This window comes from Bradyrhizobium sp. Tv2a-2, assembly GCF_000472425.1.
GTDB lineage: Bacteria > Pseudomonadota > Alphaproteobacteria > Rhizobiales > Xanthobacteraceae > Bradyrhizobium.
In genome coordinates, this window is the sequence record NZ_AXAI01000024.1 from 1 (window position 1) to 17,988 (window position 17,988).

At 60.2% G+C, this 17,988-nt stretch carries 14 protein-coding genes and 2 pseudogenes; 11 read left to right on the plus strand and 5 right to left on the minus strand.

All coding sequences use genetic code 11. The annotated features are described in order from the left end of the window. The 3 genes and pseudogenes from A3AI_RS49555 to A3AI_RS0134080 all read right to left on the minus strand — a co-directional run. Nucleotides 1-157 (minus strand): annotated as a pseudogene (locus A3AI_RS49555) (IS110 family RNA-guided transposase); the annotation flags it as partial. 217 nt (nucleotides 158-374) lie between these two features. Then, nucleotides 375-2,357 carry an adenylate/guanylate cyclase domain-containing protein gene (locus tag A3AI_RS0134075; protein WP_024519843.1) on the minus strand — a complete coding sequence of 661 codons (1,983 nt, stop codon included), beginning with the start codon at nucleotides 2,355-2,357 and terminating at the stop codon, nucleotides 375-377. Between the two features lie 380 nt (nucleotides 2,358-2,737). Continuing rightward, nucleotides 2,738-3,361 (minus strand): hypothetical protein, encoded by a 624-nt coding sequence (locus tag A3AI_RS0134080; RefSeq protein ID WP_024519844.1) that lies wholly within the window; start codon nucleotides 3,359-3,361, stop codon nucleotides 2,738-2,740. Here A3AI_RS0134080 and A3AI_RS48220 point away from each other — a divergent pair. The 9 genes from A3AI_RS48220 to A3AI_RS0134125 all read left to right on the plus strand — a co-directional run bounded on the left by A3AI_RS48220 (nucleotide 3,360) and on the right by A3AI_RS0134125 (nucleotide 12,304). Next, nucleotides 3,360-3,743, plus strand: coding sequence for a hypothetical protein (locus tag A3AI_RS48220; RefSeq protein WP_156928061.1), 384 nt, complete (start codon nucleotides 3,360-3,362; stop codon nucleotides 3,741-3,743). The genes A3AI_RS0134080 and A3AI_RS48220 overlap by 2 nt on opposite strands. Nucleotides 3,744-3,867: 124 nt before the next feature. Then, nucleotides 3,868-4,623, plus strand: a complete 756-nt coding sequence (locus tag A3AI_RS0134090; protein WP_024519845.1) for an ABC transporter ATP-binding protein — start codon at nucleotides 3,868-3,870, stop codon at nucleotides 4,621-4,623. Next, on the plus strand, nucleotides 4,616-5,368 hold the full coding sequence (locus tag A3AI_RS0134095; RefSeq protein ID WP_024519846.1) for an ABC transporter ATP-binding protein: 753 nt from the start codon (nucleotides 4,616-4,618) through the stop codon (nucleotides 5,366-5,368). Before A3AI_RS0134090 ends, A3AI_RS0134095 begins: the two co-directional genes overlap by 8 nt. Before the next feature lie 33 nt (nucleotides 5,369-5,401). After that, complete coding sequence (locus tag A3AI_RS0134100) at nucleotides 5,402-6,625, plus strand: ABC transporter substrate-binding protein (protein ID WP_024519847.1); 1,224 nt, start codon at nucleotides 5,402-5,404, stop codon at nucleotides 6,623-6,625. Nucleotides 6,626-6,703: 78 nt separating this feature from the next. Further along, entirely contained in the window at nucleotides 6,704-7,567 is an 864-nt protein-coding gene (locus A3AI_RS0134105; RefSeq protein WP_024519848.1) for a branched-chain amino acid ABC transporter permease, read from the plus strand. 1 nt (nucleotide 7,568) lies between these two features. Continuing rightward, nucleotides 7,569-8,537 carry a branched-chain amino acid ABC transporter permease gene (locus A3AI_RS0134110; protein ID WP_024519849.1) on the plus strand — a complete coding sequence of 323 codons (969 nt, stop codon included), beginning with the start codon at nucleotides 7,569-7,571 and terminating at the stop codon, nucleotides 8,535-8,537. Between the two features lie 199 nt (nucleotides 8,538-8,736). Beyond that, nucleotides 8,737-9,381, plus strand: a complete 645-nt coding sequence (locus tag A3AI_RS0134115; RefSeq protein WP_024519850.1) for a DUF47 domain-containing protein — start codon at nucleotides 8,737-8,739, stop codon at nucleotides 9,379-9,381. A 210-nt stretch (nucleotides 9,382-9,591) separates the two neighbouring features. Further along, nucleotides 9,592-10,596 carry an inorganic phosphate transporter gene (locus A3AI_RS0134120; protein ID WP_024519851.1) on the plus strand — a complete coding sequence of 335 codons (1,005 nt, stop codon included), beginning with the start codon at nucleotides 9,592-9,594 and terminating at the stop codon, nucleotides 10,594-10,596. 88 nt (nucleotides 10,597-10,684) lie between these two features. Further along, nucleotides 10,685-12,304: a peptide chain release factor 3 gene (locus A3AI_RS0134125; protein ID WP_024519852.1), complete on the plus strand. Its 1,620-nt coding sequence runs from the start codon at nucleotides 10,685-10,687 to the stop codon at nucleotides 12,302-12,304. 44 nt (nucleotides 12,305-12,348) lie between these two features. On the opposite strand, the gene A3AI_RS45560 is transcribed toward A3AI_RS0134125, so the two are convergent. Continuing rightward, entirely contained in the window at nucleotides 12,349-13,386 is a 1,038-nt protein-coding gene (locus A3AI_RS45560; RefSeq protein ID WP_156928062.1) for a hypothetical protein, read from the minus strand. A gap of 776 nt (nucleotides 13,387-14,162) precedes the next feature. On the opposite strand from A3AI_RS45560, the gene A3AI_RS0134135 reads away from it, so the two are divergent. Beyond that, nucleotides 14,163-15,776, plus strand: coding sequence for a GmrSD restriction endonuclease domain-containing protein (locus tag A3AI_RS0134135; RefSeq protein ID WP_156928063.1), 1,614 nt, complete (start codon nucleotides 14,163-14,165; stop codon nucleotides 15,774-15,776). A 178-nt stretch (nucleotides 15,777-15,954) separates the two neighbouring features. On the opposite strand, the pseudogene A3AI_RS43985 reads toward A3AI_RS0134135, so the two are convergent. Further along, a pseudogene (locus A3AI_RS43985) lies at nucleotides 15,955-16,912 on the minus strand (IS1595 family transposase). A gap of 308 nt (nucleotides 16,913-17,220) precedes the next feature. Here A3AI_RS43985 and A3AI_RS0134145 point away from each other — a divergent pair. Then, nucleotides 17,221-17,841: a UCP034077 family protein gene (locus A3AI_RS0134145; protein WP_024519855.1), complete on the plus strand. Its 621-nt coding sequence runs from the start codon at nucleotides 17,221-17,223 to the stop codon at nucleotides 17,839-17,841. The last annotated feature ends 147 nt before the right edge of the window (nucleotides 17,842-17,988 follow it).

Consider the following 17,988-nt stretch of genomic DNA (forward strand, 5'->3'; position numbering starts at 1 on the left):
CGATCCGCTTGAAGCGGTAGGCGGGATTCCCCAGAACCTTCAAAAGTGCTTGAGGCTCGCTCGCCACCTTCACTTCCTTCACGATCTTGCCCGCGTCATCCAAAATGCAGACACTCGTCTCCTTGACCGATACGTCCATTCCGGCAAAATGGTCCATGCTGCGCTTCTCCTTCTGATGCTTGAGGCCGTCACCACGGACCTCGTTTCACCATCAGCCTGAAGCGCAGCACCTAAAATCTTCAGCTATCCACAAGCTGGATCGGCCGATTACCCCATCTTATCCCTGATAGCGGCGGAATGGCAGACGTCCGCCGATCGCTGCTCGGGCACCGGGAGCAGTCATTCGATCAACCCGCCAGCAAGATGTGCGCGGCTCATTCGGGCAGCCCCGCTTTCCGGAGACCCTCGGCCATTAGCCGCGCGTTTGACTGTCCGCCCCGAGCGATCCATGTCGATATTGTAAAGGCGGGATCGAGTTCAAGCAGGCGCGTCGCTGCCTCACGCGCCTCAGCGTCACGTCCAAGATGGGCGAAGGCGGACGCGAGACAGCGATAAGTCACAGAATAGGAGGGGTTCCGAAGAAGGGCTTTCTTTCCTGCGACGATGGCCTCGTCAAAACGACGAAGCTCGACAAGGGCCTGCCCGAGCGCGGCAAACGTCTGGTGTAGCAGCGGGTCAACGGGGCTCAGGCGCATGGCACATTCGAAGCTCCTAACCGCTTCCTCCGGCAGCCCCGTAACTTTATAGACCAAGGCTCTGGCGCGCCGTGCGACAAAAGAATTGGGGTTGAGCGCAACCGCCCGGTCAGCCATTTCGATCTCACTTTCGCGATCGCCGACCATGAACGCCGAGATTACGGCAGCGATTGCCAGTGTATCCGGGTCAGAATCGTCGAGGCTCAATGCCAAGCGAAATAGTCGAACCGCTTCCTTGCGGTCGAATTGAGGATCGTTGGCATAGCCCAACGTGACGCTTTGCATGTGACAGAGACCTGCCAGAGCCGCAACCAGGCCGAACCGAGGGTCTAGCTCCAAGGCGCGATGAGCCAACCTTATCGCCTCTGTCAATCCTTCGCGGGTCTCCAGGTAAAACTGCTGCCCAGCGCGAAGATAAAAATCATAGGCGGTGAGGTTCTCCGGTCGCCGCCGCGCCGCCATTGCAACTTCGGTTTGAAGCAATTTTGGCTGAATGGCTGAGACGACAGCGACCGTGACTTCGTCCTGGAGAGCGAAAACGTCTGTCAGGTCGCGCTCGAACCTGTCCGCCCAGATGTGCGCACCCGTCACCGCATCAATCAGCTGCCCTGTGATGCGCACCTTCCCCGACGCCTTGCGTACAGCGCCCTCAAGGACATAGCGCACGCCAAGCCTGCGCCCGACTTCCTTGATATCGACGGCTCGGCCTTTAAAGGTGAAGCTCGAATTGCGAGCGATGACGAACAGCGATTTGAACCGCGAGAGCGCGGTAATGATCTCCTCAACCATTCCGTCCGCGAAATATTCCTGCTCGGGGTCGCCGCTCATGTTCTCGAACGGTAGCACCGCGATCGACGGCTTGTCTGGCAGTAGCGGGGCCGCACTTAGTCTCTCCATCAGCGCGCTGGACGCTCCACCCGCACGGACGGCGTAAGCGCGGACCGGCCTGGAGATGTTCTTGAGCCGCTGCTCGCCGCGATCCTCGAACCCAACCTCCAGCTTGCCTTCGATTTCGCTGTACACCTTTTCGGAAATCAGGATGCCACCCGGATCGGCGATCCCCTCCAGCCGGACAGCAATGTTGGTCCCGTCGCCGTAGAGCTCGCCGTCCTGCCCAACGATAACGTCGCCAAGGTTGAGTCCGACGCGTAACCTTAACGGACTGCTGCTCGAGGCGAGATGATCCTGTATCTCAACCGCGCATCTCACGGCGGCTAACGGACTCGCGAACTCGGCGAGCGCACCATCACCCGTTGTCTTGACAAGTCGCCCCTCGTGGCGGGAGAGGCCTGGCTCGATCAATTCTCGCTTGAGCCGTTCGAACTCGGCGTAGGTGGCTTCCTCGTCGCGTTCCATGAGCGCGGAATAACCGACCACGTCGGCGGCCAGGATCGCCGCTAACCGCCTTTGAACCCGCGGCTTGTCCTGAGCAGGCCAGAAGCCCGGCCCGTACGAGTTGTCGATTGGCACCAGACGCCAAAGAGAGCCGGTTGGGATATGCCGAAACCATCGGTCGCCGGGCTCGCGAGGCTGATCGGGTGGAGGCTCGATCTCCTCGGATATTCCGCTTTCGATCTGGCCGCCCATCCACGACACAAAGCAGTCTCGCTCCCGTAGCGAACCAAAATTACCGATCTTCTTCCACTCCCATGGGACGGTCATGCTTGCCTCACGCAATCCCCTGATCTCCACAACAATGGGAACCCGCAAGTGTTCTGGTTTGTGATCGAACCCGCTGCTCGGTCGGCGCCATCCGAACGGGCAGGCTTAACCACGCCGTAGGAGGGCAGCTTAGCACTTTGCTGCTTACCTGTGAGCGGTAATCGCGGGAGAGCCCTATCTGCCCGAGCGTTTGCCGGGGCCGATGCCACGGGCCGCGGTGCTCCCGAACAAGCGGCGCGGCGTTCGGCGCGGAAACGATCGTGCTGGTGCGCGATTCCTGGAGTGTTTTCGAGCGAAGTGGGGACCGGTTCGCGTGAAGAAAACGCGTCAAAACAAAAATCTAGAGCTCCGGTTCTGATTCAATCAGAACCGGAAATGCTCTAGTCCGCGACGACGATATCGTCGGAGATGCGCACACCGTGGGGGCGGCGGGTCAGCTCCTGGTCGACCACGGCGTTGAGGAGGCGCACCGGCCCGGTGTCGGCGCGCAGGCCCATCAGGTTTTCCACCTTGAAGCCACCTTCGATCGAGATCGCCTTGTAGGAGCCGACGATCTTCTCGACTGTGTCGCCGCTGCCGAACGGCAGCAGCAGTCGCTCAAAGGAAACTTCCTTGCCGTCCTCGTCCTTGAGGGACGCGATCGAGTAGGTCGGGCGCTTGCGCGTGATGCAGGTCATGTAGCAGGGCAGCACGCGTGCGTAGCGCACGGCATCGATCGAGGCATCGAGATAGCGATTGATGCGTCCGGCGGGATCGAGCCCCTCGTTGCCATAGGCCGCCGCAAGCCGCCATCCCTCGTGGGTGATGAAGAATCGCGCGTGCTCGCCCGCGCCCTCGACGTCAAAGGCCATCATATCGGGGATCTCGTCGGCAAGCCGGTCCGGCTTGAAGTCGGCAACGACGGGGAGCAAGGCCGGCCCGTGCTTGGCGCGCAGCCAGGCGTTGAGCAGCACGCGCTGCTTGATCGACCGGACCACGGATGGATTGGCGCTTTCAAATTCCATGTCAGCTGAATGCGATCAGGTCGGCTGTGATGCGCGCGGGCGGGCGATAACAGAGCTCGCGGTCGATGACGACGCGAAACCTCGGCCTCGGCAGCGCGTCATTTCCGCGCATGAGCGCAAGCCAGCCGTTCGGCAGCTCACGCTGCCTGATCGGCTTGATGACCGAGGGGTGGCGCTCTCGAAGTTCAGGGCAAAAATCCTTTCCTATCGGAAACCCGCAAACTTTCGAGGACAGAGGAAAATTTTCTATGAAGGCGCGCCCGGCCGGCCAACAAATGTTAAGCGTGGCTATCTTTTCGACGATCCGACGAAGGACGAACCCGCCCAGGGCCCCCAAGGCGGCGGTTTCAAGCTTTCCGCCTTGCCTAACTCCCCCGGATGACGGCATATTCCGCCCCGGAGGCGGCGGTTGCGGAACAGTTCCCGAGCGTTTCCTGGGAAGCTGCCCGTGAGCAAGAACGAGCTGTGCGCTGGCCAAAAGGCCGTGCACGGCGGGGGGAAATTATTTGGCCGATGAGATCATTCTCGAGACCCACGGATTGACCAAGGAATTCGCGGGGTTCTTTGCCGTTCGCGATGTTTCACTGAAGGTTAAACGTGGGCACATTCACGCGCTGATCGGTCCGAACGGGGCCGGGAAGACGACGTGCTTTAATCTCTTGACCAAATTCCTGCGTCCGTCCGCCGGAACGATCCTTTATAAAGGGCAGGACATTACGGCGACACCGCCGGCCGACGTGGCGCGGCTGGGGCTTGTGCGCTCGTTCCAGATCTCGGCGGTGTTTCCGCACCTGACTGCGCTGGAGAATGTCCGCGTGGCGCTGCAGCGCCAGCACGGCCACTCGTTCGACTTCTGGCGCTCCAAATCGGTGTTGAACCGCTTCAACAGCCGCGCCCTGGAGCTGTTGACCGATGTGGGCCTGAGCGAGTTCGCCAATACGCCTGCGGTCGAAATGCCTTATGGACGCAAGCGGGCGCTGGAAATCGCAACGACGCTTGCGCTCGATCCGGAAATGATGCTGCTCGACGAGCCGATGGCCGGCATGGGCCATGAGGACATCGACAAGATCGCGGCCCTGATCAAGCGGATTTCGGCCAAATACACCATCCTGATGGTCGAGCATAATTTGAGCGTCGTCGCCAATCTCTCGGATGTCATTACCGTCCTGACTCGCGGTCATGTGCTCGCGGAGGGCTCATACGCCGAGCTTTCCAAGGACGAGCGAGTCAAGGAAGCCTATCTCGGAGCCGGTCATGCCTGATGCACAATTGGCCGAGGCCGCCGCAAAAACCGCACCCGCAACCGGCGGCGAGATTCTCGCGGTTTCGAATCTCGAGGCCTGGTACGGCGAGTCCCATATTCTTCACGGCATCAATTTCAATGTGAATGCCGGCGAGGTGGTCACGCTGCTCGGGCGCAACGGCGCTGGCAAGACCACCACGCTGAAGTCGATCATGGGCGTCATCGGCAAGCGCACGGGCTCGGTCCGCTTCAACGGGAAAGAGCTGATCAAGAGCCCGTCCGACAGGATCGCGCGCCTTGGCGTCGCCTTCTGCCCCGAGGAGCGCGGCATCTTCTCGAGCCTCGACGTGCGCGAGAACCTGCTGCTGCCACCCGTGGTACGCCCCGGCGGGCTGTCGCTGGAGCAGATTTTCGATCTCTTCCCGAACCTGAAGGAGCGGCTGAAAAGCCAGGGCACAAAGCTCTCCGGCGGCGAGCAGCAGATGCTGGCGATCGCCCGCATCCTGCGCACCGGCGCCAGCTTTCTGATGCTGGACGAGCCGACCGAGGGGCTTGCGCCCGTCATCATCCAGCAGATCGGCCACACCATCGCGCGGCTGAAGAAGCAGGGCTTTACCATCCTGCTGGTCGAGCAGAATTTCCGCTTCGCCTCCACCGTCGCCGACCGCTACTACATCGTCGAGCACGGCAAGATCATCGACGGTTTTGCCAATAGCGAGCTCGCCGCCAACATGGACAAGCTCCATACCTATCTCGGCGTCTAACGAGCGCCAACGAGAAGACACGAGGAAGGACCAATGAGCAAAACCGCAGTCGCCTCCCTGCTGCTTTCGACCGCGCTGTCGTTTGCTGCGATCAGCGCAGCGTGCGCCGACGACAAGATCGTCAAGATCGGCGCGCTGTCCGACCAGTCAGGCCTTTACGCCGACCTCGGCGGTCCCGGCTCGACGCTCGCCGCCCAGATGGCGGTCGAGGATTCCGGGATGACGGGCAAAGGCTGGAAGATCGACATCATCGCCGGCGATCACCAGAACAAGCCGGATATCGGCGTCAATATCGCGCGCCAGTGGTTCGACGTCGACAAGGTCGATGTCATCGTCGACGTGCCCAATTCCGGTGTTGCGCTCGCGGTCTCCAACATCGTCAAGGAGAAGAACGGCATCCTGCTCGATTCCGGCGCCGGTACGTCCGATCTGACCAACGCGCAGTGCACGCCGAACACCATCCACTGGACCTACGACACCTACACGCTGGCGCATGGTACCGGCACCGCGCTGACCAAGAGCGGCGGCGACAGCTGGTTCTTCCTCACCGCCGACTACGCCTTCGGCGCGGCGCTGGAACGCGACACCACCGCGGCGGTCAAGGCGACAGGCGGCAAGGTGCTCGGCGGCGTCAAGGCGCCGCTCTCGACGGCCGATTTCTCCTCCTTCCTGCTGCAAGCGCAGGCCTCGAAAGCCAAGATCATCGGCCTCGCCAATGCCGGCGCCGACACCACCAACTCGATCAAGCAGGCCGCCGAATTCGGCATCACCAGCGGCGGCCAGAAGCTCGCAGCGCTGCTGCTGTTCATCACCGACGTCCACTCGCTCGGCTTGAAGACGGCGCAGGGGCTGAACTTCACCGAGACGTTTTACTGGGACATGAACGACGCCACGCGGGCCTTCGCCAAGCGCTTCCAGGAGCGCATGAAGAACCACAACATGCCCACCATGGTCCATGCCGGCGTCTACTCGAGCCTGCTGCATTATTTCAAGGCATTGGAAGCCCTCGGCGGCAACCCGCATGATGGCGCCAAGGTCGTCGCGAAGATGAAGGACATGCCGACCGACGATCAGCTGTTCGGCAAGGGCAGCATCGAGCCGAATGGCCGCAAGATTCATCCGGCCTATCTGTTCGAGGTCAAGACGCCGGCGGAGTCCAAGGGGCCCTGGGATTACTACAAGCTCGTGTCCACCATTCCGGCGGAAGATGCCTTCACGCCGCTGGACAAGAGCACCTGTCCCTTGCTGAAGAAATGATCCGTTTTGGCGTCTCTGGCGGCCGCAATGGCCGCCGAGACGCCTGAATTGAAACGAACGGGCGCCGAGAGAGAATCGATGCAAGCGCTTTACGCACAGCTACTGGTGGGACTGATCAACGGCTCGTTCTACGCGCTGCTCAGCCTCGGGCTCGCCGTCATCTTCGGCATGCTCAACATCATCAATTTCGCCCATGGCGCGCTCTACATGATGGGCGCGTTCGTGGCCTACTTCCTGCTCAACATCTGGGGCATCAACTACTGGTGGGCGCTTCTGCTCTCACCCATCGTGGTCGGCATTTTCGGCATGATCCTGGAGCGGACGATGCTGAAATTCCTGACCGGCCTCGATCATCTCTATGGGCTGTTGCTCACCTTCGGCCTCGCGTTGATCATCCAGGGCGTGTTCCAGAATTTTTTCGGTTCATCCGGCCTGCCGTACTCGATTCCGGATCAGCTCAGGGGCGGCATGAATCTCGGCTTCATGTTCCTGCCCGTCTATCGCGGCTGGGTCGTGGTGTTCTCGCTGGTCGTGTGCCTCGCCACCTGGTTCCTGATCGAGCGCACGCGGCTCGGCGCCTATTTGCGCGCTGCGACTGAAAATCCGACTTTGGTGCGCGCCTTCGGCATCAACGTGCCGCGCATGATCACTCTGACCTACGGCCTCGGCGTGGGTCTTGCCGCACTTGCTGGCGTGCTGTCGGCGCCGATCAACCAGGTGCGGCCTTTGATGGGCGCCGATCTCATCATCGTCGTGTTCGCCGTCGTCGTGATCGGCGGCATGGGCTCGATCATGGGCTCGATCATCACCGGATTTGCGCTTGGCGTGATCGAGGGACTGACCAAGTATTTCTACCCCGAGGCCTCCAATACCGTGGTGTTCGTGCTGATGGTGCTGGTGCTGCTGGTGAAACCAACGGGACTGACGGGACGGGCGGCCTGATATGACAGCATTGACCGACGATACCCTGCCGATGACGCCGCGCGCGATGCGCGACGAGATGATCATGTTCGGCATCATGGCCGTGCTGCTGGCGGTGGTGCCGTTCACCGGCATCTACCCGTTCTTCGTGATGCAGGGGCTGTGTTTTGCGCTGGTCGCCTGCGCCTTCAACCTCCTGATCGGCTATGGCGGGTTGCTGTCCTTCGGGCATGCGATGTTCCTGGGCACGGCGGGCTATTGCGCGGCGCATGCGCTGAAGGTCTGGAACCTGCCGCCGGAGCTCGGCATCGTGGTCGGCACAGCCGCGGCGTGCGTGCTCGGCATCATCACCGGCTATGTGTCGATCCGACGCCAGGGCATCTATTTCTCGATGATCACGCTGGCGCTGTCGCAGCTGCTTTATTTCATCTATCTGCAGGCGCCGTTCACCCATGGCGAGGACGGCATCCAGGGCATCCCGCAGGGACGCCTGTTCGGCATCTTCGATCTCTCCAGGCCGACCACGCTGTATTACATGGTGCTGATCGGCTTCCTGGCTGCGTTCCTGCTGATCTATCGCACCATCAACTCGCCCTTCGGCGAGGTCTTGAAATCGATCCGCGAGAACGAGCAGCGCGCGATTTCGCTCGGTTACAAGACCGACCATTACAAATGGCTGGCCTTCGTCCTGTCCGGCACGCTGGCCGGCTTCGCCGGCGCGCTGAAGGTGTTCGTGGCCCAGAACGCCTCGCTCACCGACGTGCATTGGAGCATGTCAGGTGAGATCGTGCTGATGACCCTGGTCGGCGGGTTGGGGACCGTGTTCGGCCCGGTGGTCGGGGCCTTCGTGATCGTCGCCATGCAGCAATATCTCGCCAGCTTCGGCCAGTGGGTTACGGTGATCCAGGGCGTGATCTTTGTCGCCTGCGTGCTGCTGTTCCGCCGCGGCATCGTCGGCGAGGTCGCGCACTTCTTCAAACGATCGCTGTAAGGCATCGGTTTCGGCAGCTTTTTTCGCGTCACCTCACAAAGTGGTGGATGAGCCGCCCGGCTTGCGGCCGTGCGGGTGGGCTTTTGCGGCCAATTCCATTTATGACAGATGTGTGACATTACCCTCGCTGGCTGGTAAGGCGAGGGGCGGGCGGCTTGCGGCCGGCGCAAACGTCAGAAGAAACAATGGATCCGATGCCATGATGCGCTGGTTTCGCGCCTTTCTGCCCAAGGAGGAGCGGTTTTTCGACCTGTTCTCCCGCCATGCCGCGACCGTGGTGAAAGGCGCCGAGGCGCTGCAGGGCGTCCTGCGCGGCGGCGATCAGACCCAGGCCTTTTGCCAGCGGGTCAATCATTTCGAGAACGAGGCCGACGGCATCACCAGGGAGGTGCTGACCGCCGTGCGCCGCACTTTCATCACCCCGTTCGACCGCAGCGACATCACCAACCTGATCACGCGGATGGATGACGCCATCGACCAGATGCAGCAGACCGCAAAGGCCGTGCTGCTGTTTGAGGTGCGCGAGTTCGAGCCGCCCATGCGCGAGATGGGGACACTCCTGGTCGAATGCGCCCAACTCGTCGTCCGCGCGCTGCCGCTTCTGCAATCAATCGGCGCAAACGTTTCGCTGCTGACGCAGATCACCGAGGAGGTGACCAAGCTCGAGGGCCGCGTCGACGATCTCCACGACATCGGGCTGAAGGAACTATTCCTCAAGCACCGCAACGCCAACACGATGGATTTCATCGTCGGCGCCGACATCTACGATCACCTGGAGAAGGTCGCCGACCGCTTCGACGACGTCGCCAACGAGATCAACTCGATCGTCATCGAGCAGGTTTAGAGGCCGATCGTCAGTGACTGTATCCAGCTATTCGCGGGCTCGTTTCACCTCTCCCCAGCGGGGAGAGGTCGGATTGCATTCGGCGATGCGAAGCATCGTCCGGTGCAATCCGGGTGAGGGGACTCTGCGCTCGCGAGGGACAGAAACCCCTCACCCGGATCGCATCTTGCGATGCGATCCGACCTCTCCTGGGAGAGGTGGAGCAGTGCCGTGAACGTCACGCTGGGGCTTCCCATCCTGGTCGGGCTGATCGCGGTCGCGCTGCTGTTCGACTTTCTCAACGGCGTGCACGACGCCGCCAATTCGATCGCGACCATCGTCTCCACCCGCGTGCTGCGCCCGCAATTTGCAGTATTCTGGGCCGCCTTCTTCAATTTCGTCGCCTTCAGTGTGTTCGGGCTCAATGTCGCCCACACCATCGGCACCGGGATCATCGAGCCCAGTGTGATCGATCCGCAGGTGATCTTCGCAGCGCTCGTCGGCGCCATCGTCTGGAACCTGATCACCTGGGCGCTCGGCATTCCCTCGTCGAGCTCGCACGCGCTGATCGGCGGCCTGGTCGGCGGCGGCATGGCGAAGGCTGGGATCTCGGCTGCGGTCTGGAGCGGGCTGTCCAAGGCCATCGCGGCAATCGTGCTGTCGCCGCTGGTCGGCTTTTTCCTGGCCATGATGCTGGTCGCCATCGTCTCGTGGGCTTCGGTGCGCTCGACCCCGTTTGCGGTCGACCGCGCCTTCCGCGTCCTGCAGTTCGCCTCGGCCTCGCTCTATTCCCTTGGCCATGGCGGCAACGACGCCCAGAAGACCATGGGCATCATCGCCGTGCTGCTCTATTCGCAAGGCTATCTCGGCAGCGAATTCTCGGTGCCGTTCTGGGTGGTGCTGGCCTGCCAGGCCTCGATGGCGCTGGGAACGCTGATGGGCGGCTGGCGCATCGTCCGCACCATGGGCCTGAGGATCACCAAACTGACCCCGATGCAGGGTTTTTGCGCCGAAACCGGCGGCGCGGCGACCCTGTTCATGGCGACGTTCCTCGGGGTTCCCGTTTCGACCACCCATACCATCACCGGCGCCATTGTCGGTGTCGGCGCCGCGCGGCGCATGTCCGCGGTGCGCTGGAACGTGGCGAGCAGCATCGTTTACGCCTGGGTGATCACGATACCGGCCTCGGCCCTGGTCGCTGCGCTGGCTTATTGGGCGGTTTTGCCGTTCCGTTAGACTGGGAATCGACCAGTCCGTGCCTATATCGGGGATGCAGCGGAATCCCTTGATCCCGCGCGTTTTCCCTGCCAAACGCATCAGCTTCATGACCGATCTCGCCGTCACGACCGATTCGCCGTCTCGTTCGCCGCTGTCTGAAGAAGTGGCGCGCCGGCGCACCTTTGCCATCATCTCCCATCCGGACGCCGGCAAGACCACGCTGACCGAGAAGCTCCTGCTGTTCGGCGGCGCCATCAATCTGGCCGGCCAGGTCAAGGCCAAGGGCGAGCGGCGCAACACCCGCTCCGACTGGATGAAGATCGAGCGCGAGCGCGGCATCTCGGTCGTCACCTCGGTGATGACGTTCGAGTTCGAAGGTCTCGTGTTCAACCTGCTGGACACGCCGGGCCACGAAGACTTTTCGGAAGATACCTACCGCACGCTGACTGCGGTCGACTCCGCGGTCATGGTGATCGACGCCGCCAAAGGCATCGAGGCGCGGACGCGCAAGCTGTTCGAAGTCTGCCGCCTGCGCGACATCCCGATCATCACCTTCATCAACAAGATGGACCGTGAGAGCCGCGATACCTTCGATCTCATGGATGAGATCGAGAAGACGCTGGCGCTCGACACCACGCCGGTGACCTGGCCGGTCGGTCGCGGCCGCGATTTCGTCGGCACCTATGACATCAGGAACGGCGGCGTGCGGCTGCTCGAAGGCGGCGGCGCCAAGACCGGCGCGGCCCAGCAGATCGAGATCGCCGAGCTCGCGAAGTTCAACGGCAATCTCGACATCGGCGCCATCAAGGACGAGCTGGAGCTGGTCCGCGAGGCCTGCAAGCCGTTCGAGCTCGACGCCTTCCGCGAGGGCCATTTGACCCCGGTCTATTTCGGCAGCGCCTTGCGCAATTTCGGCGTCGGCGACCTGCTCGAGGGCCTCGGCCGTTTCGCCCCGCCGCCGCGCGCCCAGGACAGCGACCTGCGCAAGGTCGAGGCGGCCGAACCGCGCATGAGCGCCTTCGTTTTCAAGATCCAGGCCAACATGGATCCGAACCACCGCGACCGCATCGCCTTTGCGCGTCTCTGTTCGGGTAAGCTCAGCCGCGGCATGAAAGCCAAGCTCGTGCGCACCGGCAAGACCATGCCGCTGTCGAGCCCGCAATTCTTCTTCGCCCAGGACCGTTCCGTCGCCGACGAGGCCTTTGCCGGCGACGTCGTCGGCATCCCGAACCACGGCGCCTTGCGCATCGGCGACACGCTCACCGAAGGCGAGGACATCACCTTTGTCGGCGTGCCGAGCTTCGCGCCGGAAATCGTCCGTCGCGTGCGGCTGACCGACGCCATGAAGGCCAAGAAGCTGAAAGAGGCGCTGCAGCAGATGTCGGAGGAGGGCGTCGTCCAGGTATTCCGTCCCCGCGACGGCGCGCAGGCGCTGGTCGGCGTGGTCGGCCCGCTGCAGCTCGACGTGCTGAAGGCGCGGTTGGACGCAGAGTACTCGCTGCCCGTCGAGTTCGAGGTCTCCGAATTCCAGCTCGCCCGCTGGATCTCCTCCGACGATCGCAAGAAGCTCGAGGCCTTCGTCGCCTCAAACACCTCCTCGATCGCCGACGACGTCGACGGCGACCCCGTCTATCTCGCCAAGAACGAGTTCTACCTCGGCTACACCAAGGAACGCGCCGAGGGCATCGCGTTCACCAGCGTCAAGGACGTGAAGAAGAAGGCGTAAGTGGCAGCTGAAAGCAGGTAATTGTCGCAGCAAGTCCGCTCCGGTCAGTCCGGATCGTTCCGGTGAGCGACGACGACGACTGACCCTCGCAGGTACCTGTTCAGCTTTCCGATAAGCTCTGCCCGGATCTCCCACGATCCGGCGCTGTGGAAGTCGATGAATTCCGCGGCTTCCCGGCCGAGAACGTTGAAGCGTACCACCGCCGCGTTATCGATGCTTTCGAGTAAGAGGGCGCACACATCGGCATTGGCGTCGGGGTCATAGTTCGCGACTGTCAATGAGGGACCCTCAATGGGCGGGAGCGCGCGAAAGCCGGCGACCTCCATCCACCTCAATCCCGTTCGAGTGACGGGACAACAAAGCGCAAGGCCGCCGACAGCGCCACGGCGTCGCAATATATCGTCAATCCACCAATCGTTCTGCCAATCCTCGTAGCCGAACAGCATGCCCTCGAGACGCTCGAACGTCTCGTTCCAGCCTGTGCTGCAGGCTCGCCAGATCAGCTTATGCGCCGGAATCCGCCACTCCTCGCCCTTTGGGGTGTAGAACACCGTCCGCGAGCCAAGATAGCCTTTCGCAGGAGCTTCAAATGGTTCGATCAGCACTTCGCGATGGAGCAGGCCCTGGTTTACCCGCTGATCGAAACGATGCTCGCCATCGAAGGTCATTGGCGGATAAAGGTGGCTCATGCGCGCGAGCTTCTTCCGGCCTTCCAGAAGCAGCGGAAGCTCATACCTCGTGTGGATCAGATACGGCACTTCACCTGAGCGATCACATCGAAAGAGTTCGACTTCAAGATCAAGAGACTTGAACTCGGAACGATCAAATCTGGCGTCGAATTGCGCGATCAGCTTTGCCAGCTGATCGTCGTCAGGATAGTAAATGTTGTCCAACTCGGGATCTTCGTCCGCTGCCGATCTAAGGATCGCGCGAAGTGCCTCCATATCACCGACCTGAAAGCGCGTCTGCGCGATGGGACACTGCAAATCGCGATCGAATGCTTCCAGTATGAAGAAACTTGAAGGCAGCGAAGAACGCATTTCTGGCTTGGGAATTTCTGGTGAGGCAGCACACGCGGCCATTATGACCGACCCTACGGAAACTGCTCGCCATTGTTGCCGACACGTTTAATGATCTAATAATCGTCTGGTGCAACCACAATAGGATCGCCCGAATTGGTCTGGTAACGACGACCGATTTGCCCGTCGGGTAAAATCAGCTCAATTTGACTGACCGCACGTTGGCCGCGCGGTCCAACGGACTCCGAAATCGCGTGCGCGAACAATAGAATTTCGCGAGCTTGTTCAAGCCGATTGGGCTGTCCAGTCCTTCGGGCAAAAATATCTCTCTTTCGTATTTTCGGAAATCGTGTTTTGCTTCTCTCCGTTCCGCTCCGACAACAGGGGCGTACGCGTCGTCACGAACGTGGGGCGGAATGCGGTGGACGGGACTGTGCCGATAGACGTACGGCATGGTCGCGGACGGCGAAGTCGTGTGGTCCTGGCGCGCCCATGCAGGCGCCAAGTTGTCGCAAGGCTCCAAAGGCTTTGCGAGAATGACGGTGGCAAACGCTGGTTCACCGGGGAGAGTACGTATAAGCCGTAAACCATCGCGCGGGGAAGGCCGGTGTGATCACCGCCTGTACCCTAGGTTTTCGCGCTCGCGCAAATTTTTTCCGCGCGAGGCCCCGGGTGCAGCGGCCACCCGGCCTTCCCTGCGCCCTCTGATTTCCAGGAGGGAGAAGGTCAGTGCAAAGCTCGGGCGAAACCCGCCGCGAGAATGCAGAGCTGTGCTGGCAATCTTTCGCGGTCATTCTTCGAGACGGCGCTGACGCCCCCTCAGGACGGGAGTTATCACTTTGACTGCACGTGAAATCGAGTCTACTCTCGGCTGCGTGCAAGATGGGGAAGGCTCAACCATGGCGAATACTAGCAAATATCAGGTCAATTTGGACGCTTTGATCCCTAGGGCGGATTTATTCGAGCGCGCGGATTCGGTTGTTGCGGATACCAGCGCGATTCGGGTGTCCGATCTAGAACCGGGTGTCGTCTATGACATGTTACGGAAACCAGATTTTCAGCGAGAGACCAATAGCTGGTCTCCCAAGCAAGTCGCGAGACTGATCGAAACCTTCTCGAAGGCAGACATCATTCCATCAGTCATTCTTTGGCAGAGTGGAAATAAGATTTTTATTGTTGATGGCGCGCATCGGCTCAGCGCTCTAGTAGCCTGGATTAGGGATGATTACGGAAATGGAAAACTCTCGGCTGACTTTTTTAGTGGGAAGATTCCTGATCAGCAGAAGCATTTAGATGAAGAGACGCGGACTCTCGTTAACAATACCGTTGGCCCATGGATCGCTCATAAAAAGGGTGGATCTATGCTGAACATGAAGGACGTTCAGATTCAGTGGTTGAAGAGTCCAAAAGCAGAGCAGGCCGCAGCGGCGTTTATCAGGATCAATGAGGGGGGCACTGTAATTGATCCTTTGGAAGCTAGAATTCTTCGGGCAAAACGCTCAGCTTTGTCCATTGCAACTCGCATCATTTCCCGCGGCGGCACTGGCCATGAATATTGGAATCATTTCACGGATGAGAATGCAAAGGAACGAGCACCTAAATTAGGTGCTGAAATCTATAAATTGCTTTTTTCTCCGACCCTCGAAACCCCCATTAAAACAATGGATGTTCCGATGGCGGGCTTCGGGTATGGCGTCGGGGCTCTTCGAGTTGCGTTTGATCTGGTTGGATTGGCAAACGATTTGGATGTCCCCGACTCTTCGAGAAGCAAGGGAAAGGACAAAGACTTAGCAGATGACCTAACTGGAAAAGATACTATTACTTATCTCTTAAAGGTAAGAAGGTCTCTTCAGCTAGTTCTATCAAACGAAAAGCTCTCGCTTGGACTTCATCCTGCCCTTTATTTTTATAGCGGTGGAGGCGCATTTCAGCCCGCAGCCCTGCATAACGCGGTAGCTTGGTTATTAAGTTTGGAAAAGCGTAATAAGATCAAAAAATTTCTTCGGGTGCGCCGTCCCTTCGAAAATTTATTGCTGGCACATCCAGTCATTACCAAGCCCGCAACTCATAAGCTTGGGAGCGGGGATCGTACTAGAAGCAAAATGCTTGCGTTGTTTGAACGTGCAGTAGACCTTCTGACCGATGACCGAGACCAAGAACTTGCATGGAAGAAGCTATCGAAACAGTTTCAGTATCTCGCGATAGATGAGGCCGAGGAGAAGGCGGAATCCAAGAAGGGATCGCGCGGGAAATCTTTTAGTAGCGGCGCAAAAAGTGCGGCTACATTTGTAGAACTATCAAGTGTATCCCGATGTGCTCTTTGCGGCGGTCTCCTGCATAAAAATGGCAAAGTAGTGGACCACAAAGATCCCAAAGCGAGTGGCGGGAGTTCTGCCAGTGTGAATGCTAGGTGGGTACATCCAGCGTGTAACAGCAATAGACAGACATCATGATCGTAAAAGATACAGAGATATTTTCGAGCGAAGAAACCGCGCGTCGGCGCGACGAGGTAATCCGCCGCATGGCGAACACTCCGCCGCAGCCAAAGGCTACTGCTCCTCATCATCCAAAAAAGAAAAAGAAAGCTGGCGTGGGTCGCGCGGCTGGTAAGGGCCGCGGGGGCCGTGGAGCCTAGACCGGAACTTCGTCCGGTCCGCCATTAGGTTGTTGGTAGGTCATCCGCTTGCCGACCACGCCTTTGATGGCCTTCCCCGTGCGTTCTGCGTCAGTGACTTCGAGTCCAGACCGTTCATTGAGGCGGAAGTCAAATTCAGCGAGGTAGCGTTTAAGATGCTGCGGGCTAACATGATGATAAACGCCAGTGATGCCGCGCTTCATAATCGAGAAGTAGCCTTCAATGGTGCTCGTGTGGATGTCACCACGCACGTATTCGTTGATGCTGTGGTTGACCGAAATGGTGATCGGGTTCACCATGGCGGGCACGTGCGCCGCCGTCATCACTGATCGTGCGCGTAGCTTCCGCAATCTGATCATCCATGATCGGGCGCAGCGTCGTTGCCGTCAGGTTCGGGACGTGATGAGAACGAACCTTACCGCCGCGCTCAACAGGCGAGAACACGGCTTCTTTGCCTATGCCGCCGATGTTCTTTTTGTTACGCATGGCGACGTGTTTGTTGCGCTCTTTGCCGCCAACGTAGGTTTCGTCAAACTCAACCGTCTTGCCTTCGCCGCCAAGCGGACCGGGCGGCTTCAGATCACGCATACCCTCGCGGATGCGGTGCGCCATAAACCATGCCGTCTTGTAGGGAAGTCCGATCATGCGGTGAAGCTGATGCGCGCTCATGCCCTTCTTGCTGGCGCACATCAGGTGCGTAGCGAGAAGCCACTTCGTCATCGGGATGTGCGACCGCTCGTAAATCGTGCCAACAGCTGCCGTGAACTTCTTCCGGCAGTCCTTGCAGTGATACCATCCCGGCCCCATCGACTTACCACCGAGCGCCGCCACGCGATCAAACGAACCGCAGAACGGGCAATAAACGCCATCCGGCCAGCGGATCGCTTCGAAGTGCTTCCGGGCGGCTTCAAGGTCAGTGAAAATCGGGTTCGTCAGATCAGGGGTCGCGGGCATGGCTATCTCCTAAGGCCAAATATGCCCTATCGATCGCGTTCAGTCAAGGTGATAATTCCCCTCAGTATGAGGTCGGCAGACGTGGCAACGCTCTCAGATCCCCCATGGTGTGAGCGTCAGCGCCGTCTCCGGACGATGCTTCGCATCGCTGCGAGAACCACGAGGCCGGAATGCTGACCGCGTGAATGTTCCTCACTCGAAGAAGGCACAGCATCGAACGCGGGGATGTGATGGAGGTGGGCTTGATGTCGAGGGTCCGAACGATCAAATTTGGTGTCCAGCGCTCCCTTTTTGAAGGTACGGTTCGCATGCTGCAGCGCATCGCCTTCTGCTTGACCGTCCTCGCCGTGGTCGTCCTCGCGCACGCGGCTGCGGCGCGGAACTACCACCATATCAACCCGATCCCGTTCTCGCAGACACCGTGCAGCGTGTTCGACCACCGGCCCTGCACGCCAAGTCTCTGTAGCGTGTTCGGTCACTGGCCCTGCATTCCCGACATCAATTACCCCTATGGCGAGAACCTGCAGCTCACGGTCCAGACCGTGCCGCCGAAAGAGGACGAGGCCAAGTACCAGCGGCCCGATCACGATCTCAACACGATCGGCGATTTGTTCGCCCAGCTGCGCTCGTGCTGGTCGCCGCCGCCAACGGAGGAAGCACGTGAGGGGATGCAGATGTCGGTGCGCTTCAGCTTCAAGCGCTCGGGCGAGCTGATCGGGCCGCCGCGCCTGACCTTTGCCACAACGGGCGCGTCGGGTGACAACCGCAGTGCTTACATGAAAGCCATCAACGACTCGCTCAATGCCTGCCTGCCGATGAAATTCACCGATGCGCTCGGCGGCGCCCTGGCCGGCCGTCCCCTGATGATCCGCTATGTCGACAATCGCGACCTGGGCAGCGACTCCGGCACGCCACCGGAGACCAAGTGAGGGGCATATCGTCATTCCGGGGCGCGTGAAAACGCACGAGCACGGAATCTCGACCTTGGCATATTCCCCGCCGGCGCAGGACCGGAATGACGGCCTTGCTGTTGGCCTGGGCCAGGTGATAGGCAGGAGCCAAACAAGGGGAGAGAC